Consider the following 14,922-nt stretch of genomic DNA (forward strand, 5'->3'; position numbering starts at 1 on the left):
CACAGGGTTGTCCCATCGCGCGTATTCGGCGCCCATGCCTCACCGTACTCAAACATCTGCGTCGATCCGCACCACTTCAATCACCTGATCTCCTGCCGGACGCTTCCACGTCACCTCATCCCCTTCGTGCGCGCCCAGCAACGCCTTGCCCAGCGGGGAGGCCCAATTGATCAACTGAGCCGCCGCGTCGGCCTGATCCTCTCCCACCAACTGCACCCGTTGCTGACGATCCTCCTCATCGGCGAACGTCACCCAACTGCCAATCTGCACCTTGTCGGTGGTGTTTGCTGCCGAGACCACTTGCGCGCTCTGCACCCGTTGATTGAAGTAACGCAGGTCACGCTCGATATCGGCCTGACGTTGTCTGTCTGCCGCCTCGCCCAGTGCCGACTGCGTGCCGTGCTCTTCCTGCAACGCCGCGACGTGGGCTTGCAACTGAGCAAGCCCACGGGCGGTGACGTAATTGGGATGTGTGCTGACGTGACGCTCCACCGGCTGGCTGGCCTGCGCAGCGGCATGGTCTTCATTGACGAAGGCCCGACTCATGGTGTGCTCCCTTTCGTGACTGACTGCCTACGCGTTGGGCCATGTTGGCATCCCGGAAGTTTCGCGAAATGCCTCGCAGCGACACAGGCATCAGTGGGAGCGATAGGCCTTGGCGGCGTCCTGGGTTTTCTGTTGTTCCCAGGCTCGATCACGGTCATTCCAGATGCTGTCCCGCCCCTGGTCCTGAACATTGCGATTGGCCAACTGGCCCTGACATTGATTGAAACCGTCACTCCAGCCTTGCGCATAAATCGTATCGCGCAAGTAACGCTGCACATCCTTTTTGTACTGCCCCTTCATGGGGTCGATGGATTGACGACCGCTACCGCAACCATCCTGAAACCCGTCAGCGAAAGCAGGCGGATAGCCTTCAGACACTAACTGGTCGTGGGTAGACTGACATCCGGCGACCACTAAACAGCACCACAGCACAACCCAGCGCGTATTCATTTCCGTATTCCTCGACTTATGTAAAAAGTCTAGAAGCGGATTCGTAAGTTATTTGTAAAAGGCGTGTGATAAATCCATTAACCGATGCTCGGTCAGCCCTGATTAGTTCCCGATTTCCGCCTGACGGCCGCCATGGGTGAAAAAACTTCTGGTAATTTTTTTCTAGACAACCTGAAAAACAGCCAAGGTTGTTAAACTGCCGAGCTGCGTAAAACGGCTTAGGAAGATTGATGAACCTTAGAACGATCCTTATTCTCGGCGCCCTCAGCGCATTTGGCCCGATGGCCATCGACTTTTATCTTCCTGGCTTCCCCGCGATGGCGTTGGCATTCGGGACTGACGAAAAGCACGTCCAGATGACCCTGGCGTCCTACTTTCTCGGGCTGAGTATCGGGCAACTGGCCTACGGCCCGATTGCTGACCGTTTTGGGCGACGCATCCCACTGCTGTTCGGAGTAGGGCTGTTCACGCTGGCTTCTCTGGCCTGCGCCTTTGCCCCTGGTCTTGAATGGTTGATTGCCGCCCGCTTCGTACAGGCCTTGGGGGGCTGCGCGGGAATGGTGCTATCTCGCGCAATCGTCAGCGATAAATGCTCCCCGGTGCAGTCCGCCAAAGTGTTTTCGCAATTGATGCTGGTGATGGGGTTGGCGCCCATTCTGGCGCCGATGCTCGGCGGCCTGCTGGTGAACGTCTACGGTTGGCAAGCCATCTTCCTGACGCTGACCGTTTTCAGCGCACTCACGGCGCTCGCCGTTGCGCTGGGATTGCCGGAAAGCATGCCCGCCGGGCATCCGCGATTACCACTTTCGGGCGCATTGGGGTCTTATTGGGCGCTGTTCGGCGACCGGATCTTCCTGGGCCATGCCTTGACCGGCGGGATTGCGATGGCCGGTATGTTCTCTTACATCGCGGGATCTCCTTTCGTCTTTATCAAACTGTATGGCGTTCCTGCTGAGCATTATGGCTGGTTGTTCGGCACCAATGCCGCAGGTTTCATCCTGGTGGCGCAAGTCAATGCCCGCCTGGTGGGGCGTTTCGGTCCGGCATGGCTGCTGTCCCGTGCGGTCTGGCTTTACTGCAGCGCAGCCGTCGTGCTGCTGACGATTGCCTCGCTGCACACTCAGCAACTGTGGCCGTTGTTGATTCCGCTGTTCGTTTACATTGCCAGCCTGGGCTGCATCATTCCCAATGCCTCCGCGTGCGCCATGGCCGGACAAGGCAAACGTGCAGGAAGCGCGTCGGCTCTTCTCGGCTGCCTGCAATTCAGCGTGGCAGCGGGTGCTGCTTCGTTAGTGGGGTTTCTCCACGACGGCACCGCGGTGCCAATGGCGACCGTCATCACGCTGTGTGGTGTGTTGGCGGTAGGGTTGGCGATGGTGACCCGCCGCGCTCAGCAAAAACGTGATGCGGCGATGCCTCACGCCGACGTCCGCATCTGAACCATGCCCTGCGACGCACGGCGCGTCGCAGTCAGGCGGCCCCGATCCAGAGTGTCGGAAGTCTCCGAACCTGTTTGATCGTGTCCGGTGCGTAGAAGAATCAAAACTAATAGGTTGCCTTTTACTACTTTAAAAAAAGACATTTCTTACAGCTCCGCTTTTGTAAAAATAAAACAGCTGATTTTTCAATCAGAGCATCTCGTGGCCAGAGTTAGACTAAGGGATGTTTTTTTTGAGAGGTATCGGAGAGTTGGTTGTAGGCAATTACCGTGGTCGTCGGGTGAGACCTTTGCGTGAATCGGCCTGAAAGCCCCGCGAGTCGTGCATGCTGGCGCTGGGTGAATGTTTGTTGGGCACGCCACAAAGGGGAGCCTTTGCGTCACGTTTTGCTGACAATACTGACAAACTTCAGTATCAAGTATTCGCGAGCCGATTCTCTAGCGTGGTGCAACGCTTATACTATGCCACCACTGTGAATCCGATTTAATGACAAGACATTGAACCTGTTGTGGTCGCGCGGACGAATCTGTATTGCCACACGACTTCTGTTGCACAGAGTTTTCAAGATATGACGTAAATCAAGGCCATCATTCGGTCATGGCAACACTGTTGGCTGCTTACGATATGTGGCGACCCGGCCACCGTTATACGAATGTTTCAACAGGGAGTGAAAACATGGAACATGCACCTTGCATCAGCCAGATTGCCGCACTGCTGGCGGACCCGAAACGCAGCGCGATCATGTGGGCATTGTTGGATGGGGCCTCTCGGGCGGCGGATGAACTGGCACTGCTGGTGGGGCTATCCACGTCATCGGCAGGCGCGCATCTCGCACGGTTAGCGTCCGGTGGCTTGCTCAGGCTGGAAACGCGAGGCAAAAAGCGATTTTTCCGGCTGGCTGCACCGGAGGTCGGCACCGCAGTTCAGGCGTTAGCCAGTGCATCGGTGATCAGCGCGGAAGTCATCAGCCGCAGCGTCGCACAGCCGTTGCCGCAACTGCCTTTACGGCGAGCCAGCGTGTGCTCCGATCATTTGGGCGGAGAGTTGGCGACGGCGCTGTATCAACGGTTACTCGGTGCTGGCTGGATCGAGCAATGCGATCAACGGCTGGAAGTCACCAGTGTTGGCATTTCCCGGTTCGCCGAGCGGGGTATCTTCGTCCCAGCGCTTGCTCTTCGGCAGCGCGAAACCGTCTGCGCCTGCATCGATTGCAGTGATGTGCACCCGCATCTGGGCGGGGCATTGGGCGCCGGGCTGCTGCAGCTATTCATGCAGTTGGGCTGGTTGCGTGCTACGGAAGAGGCGTGCACGTTGCAGGTCTCTTCAAACGGGCAACGGGAAATCAGCAAGATAGCGGCAGCGGCTTGATCAGGCGGAAGGAGGGGAAGCGCTTTTAAGGGGCGGCAGGCTAAAGATCAAACCGTGGGGGCGACGCGATTCGCCCCCACGAATCACCCGTTCAGGGTTTTACCAGCCGTGCATCCAGGCTGTTCTGTGCCAGGCGTTTCGCCTGGTCTTGCGTCATCCCCAGGTGTTCATGCAGCGCGTGGAAGTTTTCGGTCACATAGCCGCCGAAATACGCCGGGTCATCGGAGTTGACGGTGACCTTCACGCCTCGTTCCAGCATGTCGAGAATGTTGTGCTGGCTCATGTGGTCGAACACGCACAGTTTGGTGTTGGACAGCGGGCAGACGGTCAGCGGAATCTGCTCGTCGATGATCCGTTGCATCAATCGCTCGTCTTCAATCGCCCTTACGCCGTGATCAATGCGCTGAATTTTCAGTAGATCGAGCGCTTCCCAAATGTATTCAGGGGGGCCTTCCTCTCCAGCGTGCGCCACGGTCAGGAAGCCTTCGCTGCGCGCGCGGTCGAACACACGTTGAAACTTGCTCGGCGGGTGACCCATCTCTGAACTGTCGAGACCGACGGCAACGAAGGTTTCGCGATAGGGCAGGGCCATGTCGAGGGTTTTCTGGGCTTCGTCTTCACTCAGGTGACGCAAGAAGCTCAGGATCAGGCCGCTGCCAATACCGAGTTGTTCCTTGCCATCTTTCAGTGCTTTCGAAATCCCGTTGAGGACCACTTCGAAGGGGATGCCCCGATCAGTGTGGGTCTGTGGATCGAAGAAGGGCTCGGTGTGAATCACGTTCTGCGCTTTGCAGCGCTGCAGGTACGCCCACGTCAGATCATAGAAATCCTCCTCGGTGCGCAGCACATCCGCGCCTTGATAATAGAGGTCTAGAAACTCTTGGAGGTTGTTGAAGGCGTAGGCCTTGCGCAGCGCTTCAACGTCCGTCCAAGGCAGGGCGATCTTGTTGCGTTCGGCCAGCGCGAACAGCAGTTCAGGCTCCAGCGAGCCTTCCAGATGCAGGTGCAATTCAGCCTTGGGCAAGGCGTTCAGCCAGTCGTACATGTGCTTTTTCTCATCAGGTGCAATGGCCGGCATTCTACAGAGTCATGCGCGTCGGCTGGTTAAAAACCTGACCGAAAGGTTCAGGTCCGGTGGGCAACGATCATGCTCCCGTACGGAGTCGGGCTGCAATGCGTGTCACACGTGTCTTGAAACCTTTATTTACAACAAGCACTCTCATCGCCGTGAGCACTAATCACTCCATGGATGTGCGGCCTCGGTCGCGAGGACAAGAGGCAACGATGGGCACGATTCTCAAGCAAGAAAAGTTTCTTCTGTTAGCGGTGATCGCGACCTGCTTCGCCTACCCGTTCGAGCACCAGTTGCTCAGCCACGGCAACACTGTCGCGCTGATCGCGGGGATCGTGCTGGTGGCTTTCATCGTTTGTGCTTCGATGCGCGTGGCGCACCACGCTGAACTGCTGGCGGAAAAGGTCGGGGACCCCTACGGCACCATGATCCTGACCCTATCGGCGGTCTTGGTCGAGGTCGTCATTCTGGCGATCATGATGAGCAACGAACCCTCACCGACGCTGGTGCGGGACACCATTTATTCGGCGGTCATGCTCGACATCAACGGCATTCTCGGTCTCGCCGCGTTGATGGGCGGGCTCAAGCATGGAGAACAGTCTTACAACGATGATTCCGCACGCTCCTACAGCGTGATGATTCTGACCGCGATGGCCGTGTCGATGGTCGTGCCCGAGTTCATCCCCGAGTCGAACTGGAAGGTGTACTCCGGCTTCACGATCGGCGCGATGATCCTGCTTTACGCGCTGTTCCTGCGCATGCAAGTGGGGCCGCACAGTTACTTTTTCAGCTACAGCTATCCCGATAAGAAGCGTCGCAAGGATCAGCCGGAGCACACCGTCGAAGAGGTGAACCTGTCGCTCTCCATCGGCATTCTGGTGTTTGGTGTGGTGATCATCGGCGCGTTGGCAGAAGTCATGTCCAAGACCGTGGACCTCGGACTGGAAGGCAGCGGGGCGCCGCCAGTCATGACCGCGATTCTGGTGGCCGCGATTTCCGCAGCGCCCGAAATCCTTACCGCCTTGCGTGCCGCGTTGGCCAACCGCATGCAGTCGGTGGTCAACATCGCGCTGGGTGCGTCATTGTCGACGGTGATCCTGACGGTTCCCGTGATGGAAGCGATGGCGCTGTACACCGGCCAGCCGTTCCAGATGGCAATGACGCCGGTGCAAACCGTGATGATCTTTGTCACCTTGCTGGTGAGCGCCATCAACCTCAACGACGGCGAAACCAATGCCATCGAAGGCATGACTCACTTCGTGTTGTTCGCAACGTTCGTGATGCTGTCGTTGATGGGGCTTTAGGTATTCGTAGGGGCTTCGCTGTTCGCGATGGCGGCGTGTCGGTCGGTGATGGTACGGCCGACAGACGGCCATCGTGAGCAAACGAAGACCTACAGAGCATTGCGTGATCAGCCGTTAATCAACTTCGCTGCGGCCTGCCGGTGATCGGCGATCAAACCTTTCAGATCCAGCCCTTCGACCTGCCCATCGATCACCCGCCATTCGCCGCCAATCATCACCCGGTCCGCACGATCAGCCCCGCACAGCAACAAGGCTGACAGCGGGTCATGGCTGCCGGAAAAACGCAGCTCATCCAGCTTGAACAGCGCCATGTCGGCCTGTTTCCCTACGGCCAGTTCGCCAATGTCGCGGCGGCCAAGCAGTTGCGCCGAACCTCGCGTCGCCCAGCCTAATGACACCTCGGGGGTGATCTTCTCGGCGCCATAACGCAATCGCTGCAAGTACAACGCCTGCTTCGCTTCGAGAATCATGTTCGATCCGTCATTGGACGCCGAGCCATCGACCCCCAAGCCAATCGGCGCACCGGCAGCCGTCAAATCCAGCGTCGGACAGATCCCCGACGCCAGGCGCATGTTCGAACTCGGGCAATGGCAAATACCGGTTCCCGCTGCGCCCAGCCGGGCGATTTCCTGCTCATTGAAATGAATCCCGTGAGCGAGCCAGGTCCGCGGTCCGAGCCAACCCACGCTGTCGAGATAATCCACCGTGCGCAAGCCAAAGCGTTGTAGGCAAAAGTCCTCTTCATCCAGCGTCTCGGCCAAGTGAGTGTGCAGGCGAACGTCGAGTTTTTCAGCCAATGCAGCGCTTTCGGACATGATCTCGGTGGTCACGGAAAATGGCGAGCAGGGCGCTAGCGCGATCTGGATCTGCGCACCTTCGCCACGCTCGTGATAACGCTCGATCAGCCGCTGACTGTCCTCCAGAATCACCTGCCCCTGCTGGACCGTTTGCTGTGGCGGCAGGCCTCCATCGGCCTCGCCGAGACTCATCGACCCTCGCGTCAGCATCGCTCGCATGCCCAGCTCCCGCACACTCTCGACCTGGACATCAATAGCCTGCTCCAGACCGTCCGGAAACAGATAATGATGATCGGCGGCAGTCGTGCAGCCGGACAGCAACAGTTCGGTCAGTGCAACCTTGCTCGCCAGCGCCAGCTTTTCCGGCGTGAGCCGTGCCCAGACCGGGTACAGGGTTTTCAGCCATGGAAACAGCGGCTGATTCACCACTGGCGCCCAGGCACGGGTAAGGGTTTGGTAGAAGTGATGGTGGGTGTTGATCAGCCCCGGCAACAGCACATGCTCGCGGGCATCGAAGACCTGATCGCACGGCTGGGCAGGCGATTGGCCCGAGGCAAGCATTTCGACAATCACACCGTTCTGCACCACCAGCCCACCTCGGGCATCGAGGTCATTGGCGGTAAACACGGCAAGGGGATTTTTCAACCAGATACGGATCGCGGGCATGGGCCGGCTCCTCTGAAAAGTGGGTTCAGGTAGCCAGCTCAGTTTTGCCCTGTCTGCTGATCCAGGGTCGCCGCGCCGTTGGATCGGGCGCGAGGCGAAGGGGAGTTTAGGTGCGTCCGGTGAGGCGATGCAAGATGCCGTGTGTGGAATCTTCAGCAGCATCTTGCCCGCAACGTTATTCAAGTCGCCGCTGTCGGCAAGCCGCACGGCTACATAAGCGAAGCGATCACCAAGGAATCGTTTCCCCTTTGTAATTCACGAAATGGTGCCCACCTTTTCCGGCGAACCGTTCCAATTGCTCAACCATTCCGCGAACGCTGGTTTCCACGTCGATGTCGGCGCCTTCGCCGCCCATGGCGGTACGGACCCAACCCGGATGCATGGACAGCACGGTAGGTTTGTTGTCGCCCAGTTGAGTGACGAAGGTGTTGGTCATGGAGTTGAGGGCCGCCTTGCTCGCTTTGTAGAGCGCCATTTCGGGGGCCTCGGGCATGGTCACGCTGCCCAGCACCGAGCTCATGAAAGCGATGACGCCAGTGCCCGGTCGAATTTGGTCGACGAAGCGTTTGGCCAGCCGAATGGGTGCCACGGCGTTGGTCAGGAACAACTGGCCCAGTTCGCCCGCGGTGGCGTCGGTAGGGGAGGCGTGCAACGGGCCCATGATGCCGGCGTTGACGAAGAGTAGGTCATAAACCTGACCCTTGAGGTTGTGAGTGAGGACTTCCAGCGAGGACTGCTCATCCATGTCCAGCGTCTGGATATGCACGCCGGGGGTGGCTTTCAAGTCATCGGCCTTGAGCGCATCACGAACAGTGGCCGTAACGTCCCACCCTTGTTCAGTCAGACGTTGCACCAGCCCAAGGCCCAGGCCACGAGAGGCGCCGATGATGAGCGCAGTTTTTTTGGCAGACATGAATGTCACTCCTTGGAGGACTAAATGGGTAGGGTTAGCAGAGTGGACCGCACGCAGAGCCAGGAATTTATTTTTCCGGCGTAACGGTCAGCTGATTCTGGCGATCCCCGTGGTGGTGGCCGAACCTCCGGCGGTTGTCGCGAACAGAACAGTGTTGCAGCGTAGTGTCAATTTGGTTCAGTTTTCTTGTACAAAAAATGACCAAATCCCGCTGGGCAAGATAGCTTCGGCATTGTGGACAACGTTGCACGTGTTATCCACAGGTTGCTCCACAGTTAATGTGCGCAAGCTCAAACAGTGGGTATAAGGGCCGTGCGCGTAGGACTCAGTTGCGATAAGGCACGCTAACCCCCTGTTTTTTGGCTGTTTTACGCAGTGGATAAGGGAATTGAGCGAAAAATGATCAGAAGCGTGCGCGCTATATAAATCAAGGCTGCAGCTGGATATGCTCAGTTTGTCCACAGCCGGATGCACAGTAGATGTGGGCAACGATCTGTGTTCGCTCCTCAAGCCCCCGCATGTCATTCAGCGTCATCCTCGCGCAAAACAATACGGCCGCGACTGATGTCGGACAGCTGACGTTGAAAAGTCTGAATGTGATCCGGACCCAGTCCGACCGAGAGATCCACACCTACCGCCGTGAACTGCTCGTCCTGTACCAGCCCGTTGAGTTCAGCCAGTCGCAGCTTGACCAGCGTCAGTTCGCTGAAGGTGCAGTCGAAGTGGAGCAAGACACGGTTGACCAGCGGCAGGCGCTCCGCTTGTTGCAGGCATTTGTTTGCACCGCCGCCGTAAGCTCGGGCCAGGCCGCCAGTGCCCAATTGAATGCCGCCGTACCAGCGAATCACCAGAACCACCACTTGATCGAAATCCTGCGCTTCGATGGCCGCCAAAATGGGGCGCCCCGCCGTGCCGCCGGGCTCGCCGTCATCCGTGCTGCGGTACTGCGCGCCTAGCTTCCAGGCCCAGCAATTGTGCGTGGCATTGAGGTCACTGTTTTGCTCGATGAAGGCTTGAGCGTCGGCGGGGCTGCTGATAGGCGCAGCAAAGGTGATGAAGCGGCTTTTGCGAATTTCCTCGCGAAATTCGCAAGGGCCGATGAGGGTCGAAGGCATGACGGTTCCAGCTGAAATCAGGACGTTTCGTACATTCAGATCGGAGGCGTCAGCCCACAACCTTTGAGGATGATACGAATCAGGTTGGTGCCCGCATCGTCCATGTCTTGTTTGGTCAGGCGCGAGCGTCCGGTCACCTGGCAGATTTGCGTGGCGAAATCGGCGTAATGCTGAGTGCTGCCCCACAACAGGAAGATCAGGTGCACCGGATCGATGGGGTCCATTTTTCCGGCATCGATCCACGCTTGAAACACCGCTGCCCGACCTTGGAACCAGGCCCGGTAATCCTGGCTGAAATACTCGTTCAGGCATTCGCCGCCGCTGATGATTTCCATCGCGAAAATGCGCGAGGCCTGTGGCTGCCGGCGGGAAAACTCCATCTTCGCGCGAATGTATTGGGCCAGCGCCTGAGCGGGATCGTCCTCGACCTTCAGGTTATTGAACGTGCTGTCCCACAGCTGAATGATGCTGCTCAAGACCGCGATGTACAGACCCAATTTGTTGGTGAAGTAATAATGCAAGTTAGCCTTGGGCAGCCCGGCGTTAAGCGCAATGGTGTTCATGCTGGTGCCTTTGAACCCGTGACGAGCGAACTCGTCTTCGGCTGCCTTCATGATCGCTTCTTCATTCTTTTGACGAATTCGGCTCGCCGGTTTGGCGGCGCTGACGCTGTGAGCGGGGACTTCAAGGGCCATGTGCGGTTCCAGACGGATCATTGGGTGCGACGGGGTGAACAGATAACGCACCCAAGGCGATCCGACAAGCGTTCGTGGTGGAAATTAGTGCCCAAGGGCCTCCATTTCCTTTTGAGCGCGGGCCTCCTTGCTTTCTGGCAGCATCAAGCACATGACGATGGCGGTCAGGCCGCCGCTGGTAATCGCAGAGTCGAACAGGTTTTGCACCAGCATCGGTAGATGTTGCAGCAATGTTGGTTGAGCGGCGATACCCAGCCCAACGCCGAACGAGGTGGCGATGATCAACATGCTGCGTCGGTCCAGAGGCGCTTGCGCGAGGATGCGCACGCCCGCAGCGGCAACGCTTCCGAACATCACCAACGTCGCACCACCCAGCACTGGTTTTGGAATTTGCTGAAGAATCGCACCGATGACCGGGAAAAGACCGAGCAAAAAAAGGATCGCTCCGATGTAGAGACCGACGTAGCGGCTGGCCACGCCCGTCAGCTGAATCACCCCGTTGTTCTGCGCGAACGTGGTGTTGGGGAACGCACTGAACGTCGCGGCAATCATGCAGCTCACGCCATCCCCCAATACACCACCCTTGAGACGTGCAATATAGGTCGGGCCTTTGATCGGTTCGCGAGAGAGCATGCAATTGGCAGTCAGATCGCCAACGGTTTCGATGCTGCTGATCAGATAAATCAACGCGACAGGCAAGAAGGCCGCCCAATCGAAGTTGAAACCGAACCGAAAGGGCGTAGGAATACTGACCAACGCGACATCGCTTATGGAATGAGGGACCAGCTTGCCGCTGAACCAGGCTGCGACACTGCCCACTGCCAGCCCGATGATAATTGCCGACAGCCGCACCCAAGGTGTACTCGAACGATTGAGCAAAATGATCACCAACAACACGAATGCGCCCAGCATCAGATTGGCCGGTTCGCCGAAATCGGGAGCGTTGAAGCCGCCGCCCAGGTCGGTCACCCCCACCTTGATCAGGCTGACGCCAATCAGGGTGATGACGATCCCGGTCACCAGCGGCGTGATGACCCGACGCAACTGGCCAATGAAACGGCTGAGCACGATCTGCACGACAGCGCCGAAAAAACACACGCCAAACACCATGGCCATGATGTCTTCGGGGCTGCCCCCACGTTGCTTGACCATGAATCCTGCGGACAGCACGGCACCGAGAAACGCGAAGCTGGTGCCTTGCAAACAAATCATCCCCGCGCCGATGCCGAACGGACGACGCGCCTGGATGAAAGTGCCTACACCCGACACCATCAACGCCATGCTGATCAAGTAAGGCAGGTAGGCACCCAGTCCCAACGCGGACCCAATGATCAGCGGCGGCGTGATGATGCCGACAAATGCCGCCAGCACGTGCTGAGCAGCAGCCAGAATGGCCGGCGCAGGTTTCGGGCGGTCGTTGAGGCCGTAGATCAGATCGTTATTGTCTGGCGCTTCAGGTTGCATGCTGGACTCTCGGGTTTTGTGTCTGGCCTGTTCGATGAGCCGGGCCCCCGGTGAAACATCGCGAACCCGCAGTAACGCGGTAGCAGGCTCTCCATCGGGGGCGTTGAGCTCTCGAACCTCTATTGAAAGCCACGTTGCAAAAACCTGTCCATATGATCAGATACGGTTTATTTTTCTTTCGATAAACCTATAGAAATCAGACGATTAAAATTTTTTTGGCGATTTTTAAGGGGATGCGTATCGCTTGGGTTGTAGCGCTGCTGCCTCATCGTGTGGCCGCCAGGCTCTCTAGAAAGCTTTCCAGCACCAAATGCGGGCGGCGACCTTTGCGCGTCACCGTCACCAGACTCAAATCGTAAAAACGCGACAGAGGTTTCAAGGCTCGCAGCCGACCCTGTTGCACCCAGAACGTCGCATAGTGGTCTGGCAAGTAGCCAATGTAACGGCCGGTGAGGATCAGGAACGCCATGCCCTCCCGGTCAGACGCGCTGGCGGTGCATTTCAGCGCCTGATAGTGCGCCTGGATATCTGCCGGCAGGCGAAAGGTCGGCGCGATCGCTTCCTGGTCGGCCAGACGTTCATCACTAAGTTGTGCGTCGTCTACATAGAAGAGGGGATGACCGACGGCGCAATACAGCAATGAGCGCTCGCTGTAGAGCGACTGATATTCAAGGCCTGACAGCGCGCTGGCTTGGGGAACTACACCCACGTGCAAGCGGCCATCGAGCACACCTTGTTCGACTTCGTTGGGCGCGACCATACGGATATTGATGTGCACGTCCGGACCAAGCTCCTTGAGCTTCGACAACGCATGGGTGATCCGCATATGGGGGAGGGTGACCAGGTTATCGGTCAGCCCAATGTTCAGCTCGCCGCGTAAGTGTCGGTGAAGGCCGTTCACCTCTGTGCGAAAACTCTCAAGTGCGCTCAAGAGTTGTAGCGATGACTGATACACCTCGCGGCCTTCTTCCGTCAGCGAAAACCCTGCCCGGCCACGTTGGCAGAGGCGCAATCCGAGCCGTTGCTCAAGATCACTCATCTGCTGACTAATGGCAGAGCGGCCAATGCCCAAGCTGCTTTCTGCGGCAGAGAACCCACCCGCTTCGACTACGTTTCGAAAGATTCGCAACAGGCGGATATCGAAGTCGCTGACTTGCGCCAAAGGATCGGAACGGCGTGTGCTCATTGTTTAGTGGTCCACGAACTAAAGATCATAAAAGCGGGGTTTTAGCGACTTTATGCCCGTGGCAACGTAGCTGCAACCCGGTCCGGCTTCAGGGCTTTTGAAGATCGACCACCCACGTCCTTGTGAGGTTATTCCAATGAACATGCCCGAATCGTCCGATATGTCCTTGGCCAGTCAGCTCAAGCTCGACGCGCACTGGATGCCCTACACCGCAAACCGCAATTTCCAGCGCGATCCCCGACTGATCGTGGCGGCAGAGGGCAGCTATCTGACAGACGATAAGGGCCGCAAGATCTACGATGGGCTTTCAGGTCTGTGGACCTGTGGTGCCGGGCATACGCGCAAGGAGATTCAGGAAGCCGTCTCGAAACAGCTGGGCACGCTGGATTACTCGCCGGGCTTCCAGTTCGGTCACCCACTGTCGTTCCAGCTTGCCGAAAAGATCACAGACCTGACGCCGGGTAACCTGAACCATGTGTTCTATACCGACTCGGGTTCCGAGTGCGCCGATACTGCCGTGAAAATGGTTCGAGCCTACTGGCGCCTTAAAGGGCAGGCGACCAAAACCAAAATGATCGGTCGTGCCCGTGGGTACCACGGCGTGAACATTGCGGGCACCAGCCTGGGTGGCGTGAACGGTAACCGCAAGATGTTCGGTCAATTGATGGACGTTGATCATCTGCCTCACACGTTGCTCGCGAGCAATGCCTATTCTCGAGGCATGCCAGAGCAAGGCGGGATCGCATTGGCCGACGAGATGCTCAAGCTGATCGAGCTGCACGACGCCTCGAACATCGCAGCGGTCATCGTAGAACCTATGGCGGGCTCGGCGGGCGTGATCGTTCCGCCGCAGGGTTATTTGAAGCGCCTGCGTGAAATCTGCGATCAACACAACATCTTGCTGATCTTCGATGAAGTGATCACTGGCTTCGGTCGTACTGGCTCGATGTTCGGTGCCGACAGCTTCGGTGTGACCCCGGATCTGATGTGCATTGCCAAACAAGTCACCAACGGCGCGATTCCGATGGGTGCGGTGATTGCCAGCAGCGAGATTTACCAGACGTTCATGAATCAAGCGACGCCTGAGTACGCCGTGGAATTTCCTCATGGCTATACCTACTCCGCGCATCCGGTAGCGTGCGCTGCAGGTCTGGCCGCACTGGATATCCTCCAACGCGAGAATCTGGTACAGCAGGTGGCCGAGACTGCACCGCATTTCGAAAACGCGCTGCACGGTTTGAAAGGCAGCAAAAACGTGATCGACATCCGCAACTACGGTCTGGCTGGCGCCATTCAGATTGCCGCACGCGATGGCGACGCGATTGTCCGTCCGTTCGAGACCGCGATGAAACTGTGGAAGGCGGGTTTCTACGTGCGCTTCGGTGGCGACACTTTGCAGTTCGGGCCAACCTTCAACAGCAAACCCCAAGATCTGGACCGCATGTTCGACGCAGTGGGCGAAGCGCTCAATCAGATCGACTGAGTTCTTCTTTCAGTTCTTCACAGGCGCAGCTTCGGCTACCCAGGCGTCTGAGGTTATGGCGCGGCACCGCGATGAAGTGAGTGGCTATATATAGAAGACGGCATGGCCGCAGCTGACAACAGGGTGGACGATGGCCGCGGGAGGGCCATCTTCACCGCCTCTCACAGCTTAAAACGTGAAACTTCCAGCTAATTTCAAATTAGGGGTTGACGCCCCTCCGGATGTGTCTATAATTCGCCCCACTTCCGGCGCAGTCGGAACCGAAAACTCCTTGAAGATCAACGGGTTACAGGTTCAGGATAACGAGGAAATGCTTCGGTTTAGGTGTCTGAATCGACAGCGGTGAAAAAGGTGGTTGACAGCAGGTTGTAACGCTGTAGAATTCGCCTCCCGCTGACATGAGACGCCAAGTCGAACGAAGCGC

Annotated in this window: 13 protein-coding genes; 4 read left to right on the forward strand and 9 right to left on the reverse strand. The window is 57.7% G+C overall.

Translation table 11 applies throughout. The annotated features are described in order from the left end of the window. Positions 1-48: 48 nt before the first annotated feature. Positions 49-546, reverse strand: a complete 498-nt coding sequence (locus ACIQAL_RS23105; protein WP_401149784.1) for a GreA/GreB family elongation factor — start codon at positions 544-546, stop codon at positions 49-51. A 90-nt stretch (positions 547-636) separates the two neighbouring features. Then, on the reverse strand, positions 637-996 hold the full coding sequence (locus tag ACIQAL_RS23110) for a hypothetical protein (protein WP_341959877.1): 360 nt from the start codon (positions 994-996) through the stop codon (positions 637-639). A gap of 230 nt (positions 997-1,226) precedes the next feature. Here ACIQAL_RS23110 and ACIQAL_RS23115 point away from each other — a divergent pair, with 230 nt between their 5' ends. Both ACIQAL_RS23115 and ACIQAL_RS23120 read left to right on the forward strand, forming a co-directional pair. Then, positions 1,227-2,435: a multidrug effflux MFS transporter gene (locus ACIQAL_RS23115; RefSeq protein ID WP_401149785.1), complete on the forward strand. Its 1,209-nt coding sequence runs from the start codon at positions 1,227-1,229 to the stop codon at positions 2,433-2,435. Positions 2,436-3,110: 675 nt separating this feature from the next. Beyond that, positions 3,111-3,803 (forward strand): ArsR/SmtB family transcription factor, encoded by a 693-nt coding sequence (locus ACIQAL_RS23120; RefSeq protein WP_401149787.1) that lies wholly within the window; start codon positions 3,111-3,113, stop codon positions 3,801-3,803. A 91-nt stretch (positions 3,804-3,894) separates the two neighbouring features. Here ACIQAL_RS23120 and ACIQAL_RS23125 read toward each other — a convergent pair whose 3' ends face one another. Then, positions 3,895-4,848 (reverse strand): adenosine deaminase, encoded by a 954-nt coding sequence (locus ACIQAL_RS23125; RefSeq protein WP_401149789.1) that lies wholly within the window; start codon positions 4,846-4,848, stop codon positions 3,895-3,897. Positions 4,849-5,087: 239 nt separating this feature from the next. Here ACIQAL_RS23125 and ACIQAL_RS23130 point away from each other — a divergent pair, with 239 nt between their 5' ends. Then, positions 5,088-6,179 (forward strand): calcium:proton antiporter, encoded by a 1,092-nt coding sequence (locus ACIQAL_RS23130; RefSeq protein ID WP_401149790.1) that lies wholly within the window; start codon positions 5,088-5,090, stop codon positions 6,177-6,179. Positions 6,180-6,286: 107 nt separating this feature from the next. Here the strand turns inward: ACIQAL_RS23130 and ACIQAL_RS23135 are convergent, their stop codons facing one another. The 6 genes from ACIQAL_RS23135 to ACIQAL_RS23160 all read right to left on the reverse strand — a co-directional run bounded on the left by ACIQAL_RS23135 (position 6,287) and on the right by ACIQAL_RS23160 (position 13,015). After that, positions 6,287-7,642: an 8-oxoguanine deaminase gene (locus tag ACIQAL_RS23135; protein WP_401149791.1), complete on the reverse strand. Its 1,356-nt coding sequence runs from the start codon at positions 7,640-7,642 to the stop codon at positions 6,287-6,289. 226 nt (positions 7,643-7,868) lie between these two features. Next, a complete protein-coding gene (locus ACIQAL_RS23140) occupies positions 7,869-8,555 on the reverse strand; it encodes an SDR family oxidoreductase (protein WP_401149793.1) in 687 nt (228 codons plus the stop codon). Positions 8,556-9,076: 521 nt separating this feature from the next. Then, positions 9,077-9,670: an IMPACT family protein gene (locus tag ACIQAL_RS23145; protein WP_401149794.1), complete on the reverse strand. Its 594-nt coding sequence runs from the start codon at positions 9,668-9,670 to the stop codon at positions 9,077-9,079. Between the two features lie 35 nt (positions 9,671-9,705). Beyond that, positions 9,706-10,365: a TetR/AcrR family transcriptional regulator gene (locus ACIQAL_RS23150; RefSeq protein ID WP_401149796.1), complete on the reverse strand. Its 660-nt coding sequence runs from the start codon at positions 10,363-10,365 to the stop codon at positions 9,706-9,708. Positions 10,366-10,449: 84 nt separating this feature from the next. Continuing rightward, positions 10,450-11,829 carry a uracil-xanthine permease family protein gene (locus ACIQAL_RS23155; RefSeq protein ID WP_401149797.1) on the reverse strand — a complete coding sequence of 460 codons (1,380 nt, stop codon included), beginning with the start codon at positions 11,827-11,829 and terminating at the stop codon, positions 10,450-10,452. A 265-nt stretch (positions 11,830-12,094) separates the two neighbouring features. After that, positions 12,095-13,015, reverse strand: a complete 921-nt coding sequence (locus tag ACIQAL_RS23160) for a LysR family transcriptional regulator (RefSeq protein WP_401149799.1) — start codon at positions 13,013-13,015, stop codon at positions 12,095-12,097. A gap of 136 nt (positions 13,016-13,151) precedes the next feature. On the opposite strand from ACIQAL_RS23160, the gene ACIQAL_RS23165 reads away from it, so the two are divergent. Next, complete coding sequence (locus ACIQAL_RS23165) at positions 13,152-14,498, forward strand: aspartate aminotransferase family protein (RefSeq protein ID WP_166598390.1); 1,347 nt, start codon at positions 13,152-13,154, stop codon at positions 14,496-14,498. Positions 14,499-14,922: the final 424 nt, after the last annotated feature.

Origin of the sequence: Pseudomonas sp. NPDC088368, from assembly GCF_044753445.1 — a bacterium.
In the GTDB taxonomy this organism is placed as follows: Bacteria; Pseudomonadota; Gammaproteobacteria; order Pseudomonadales; family Pseudomonadaceae; genus Aquipseudomonas; species Aquipseudomonas bambusae.

Bases quoted from the DNA above. Each gene is read 5' to 3' on its own strand.
- ACIQAL_RS23105 (WP_401149784.1), bottom strand. From the start codon at position 546: ATGAGTCGGGCCTTCGTCAATGAAGACCATGCCGCTGCGCAGGCCAGC.
- ACIQAL_RS23110 (WP_341959877.1), bottom strand. From the start codon at position 996: ATGAATACGCGCTGGGTTGTGCTGTGGTGCTGTTTAGTGGTCGCCGGA.
- ACIQAL_RS23115 (WP_401149785.1), top strand. From the start codon at position 1,227: ATGAACCTTAGAACGATCCTTATTCTCGGCGCCCTCAGCGCATTTGGC.
- ACIQAL_RS23120 (WP_401149787.1), top strand. From the start codon at position 3,111: ATGGAACATGCACCTTGCATCAGCCAGATTGCCGCACTGCTGGCGGAC.
- ACIQAL_RS23125 (WP_401149789.1), bottom strand. From the start codon at position 4,848: ATGTACGACTGGCTGAACGCCTTGCCCAAGGCTGAATTGCACCTGCAT.
- ACIQAL_RS23130 (WP_401149790.1), top strand. From the start codon at position 5,088: ATGGGCACGATTCTCAAGCAAGAAAAGTTTCTTCTGTTAGCGGTGATC.
- ACIQAL_RS23135 (WP_401149791.1), bottom strand. From the start codon at position 7,642: ATGCCCGCGATCCGTATCTGGTTGAAAAATCCCCTTGCCGTGTTTACC.
- ACIQAL_RS23140 (WP_401149793.1), bottom strand. From the start codon at position 8,555: ATGTCTGCCAAAAAAACTGCGCTCATCATCGGCGCCTCTCGTGGCCTG.
- ACIQAL_RS23145 (WP_401149794.1), bottom strand. From the start codon at position 9,670: ATGCCTTCGACCCTCATCGGCCCTTGCGAATTTCGCGAGGAAATTCGC.
- ACIQAL_RS23150 (WP_401149796.1), bottom strand. From the start codon at position 10,365: ATGGCCCTTGAAGTCCCCGCTCACAGCGTCAGCGCCGCCAAACCGGCG.
- ACIQAL_RS23155 (WP_401149797.1), bottom strand. From the start codon at position 11,829: ATGCAACCTGAAGCGCCAGACAATAACGATCTGATCTACGGCCTCAAC.
- ACIQAL_RS23160 (WP_401149799.1), bottom strand. From the start codon at position 13,015: ATGAGCACACGCCGTTCCGATCCTTTGGCGCAAGTCAGCGACTTCGAT.
- ACIQAL_RS23165 (WP_166598390.1), top strand. From the start codon at position 13,152: ATGAACATGCCCGAATCGTCCGATATGTCCTTGGCCAGTCAGCTCAAG.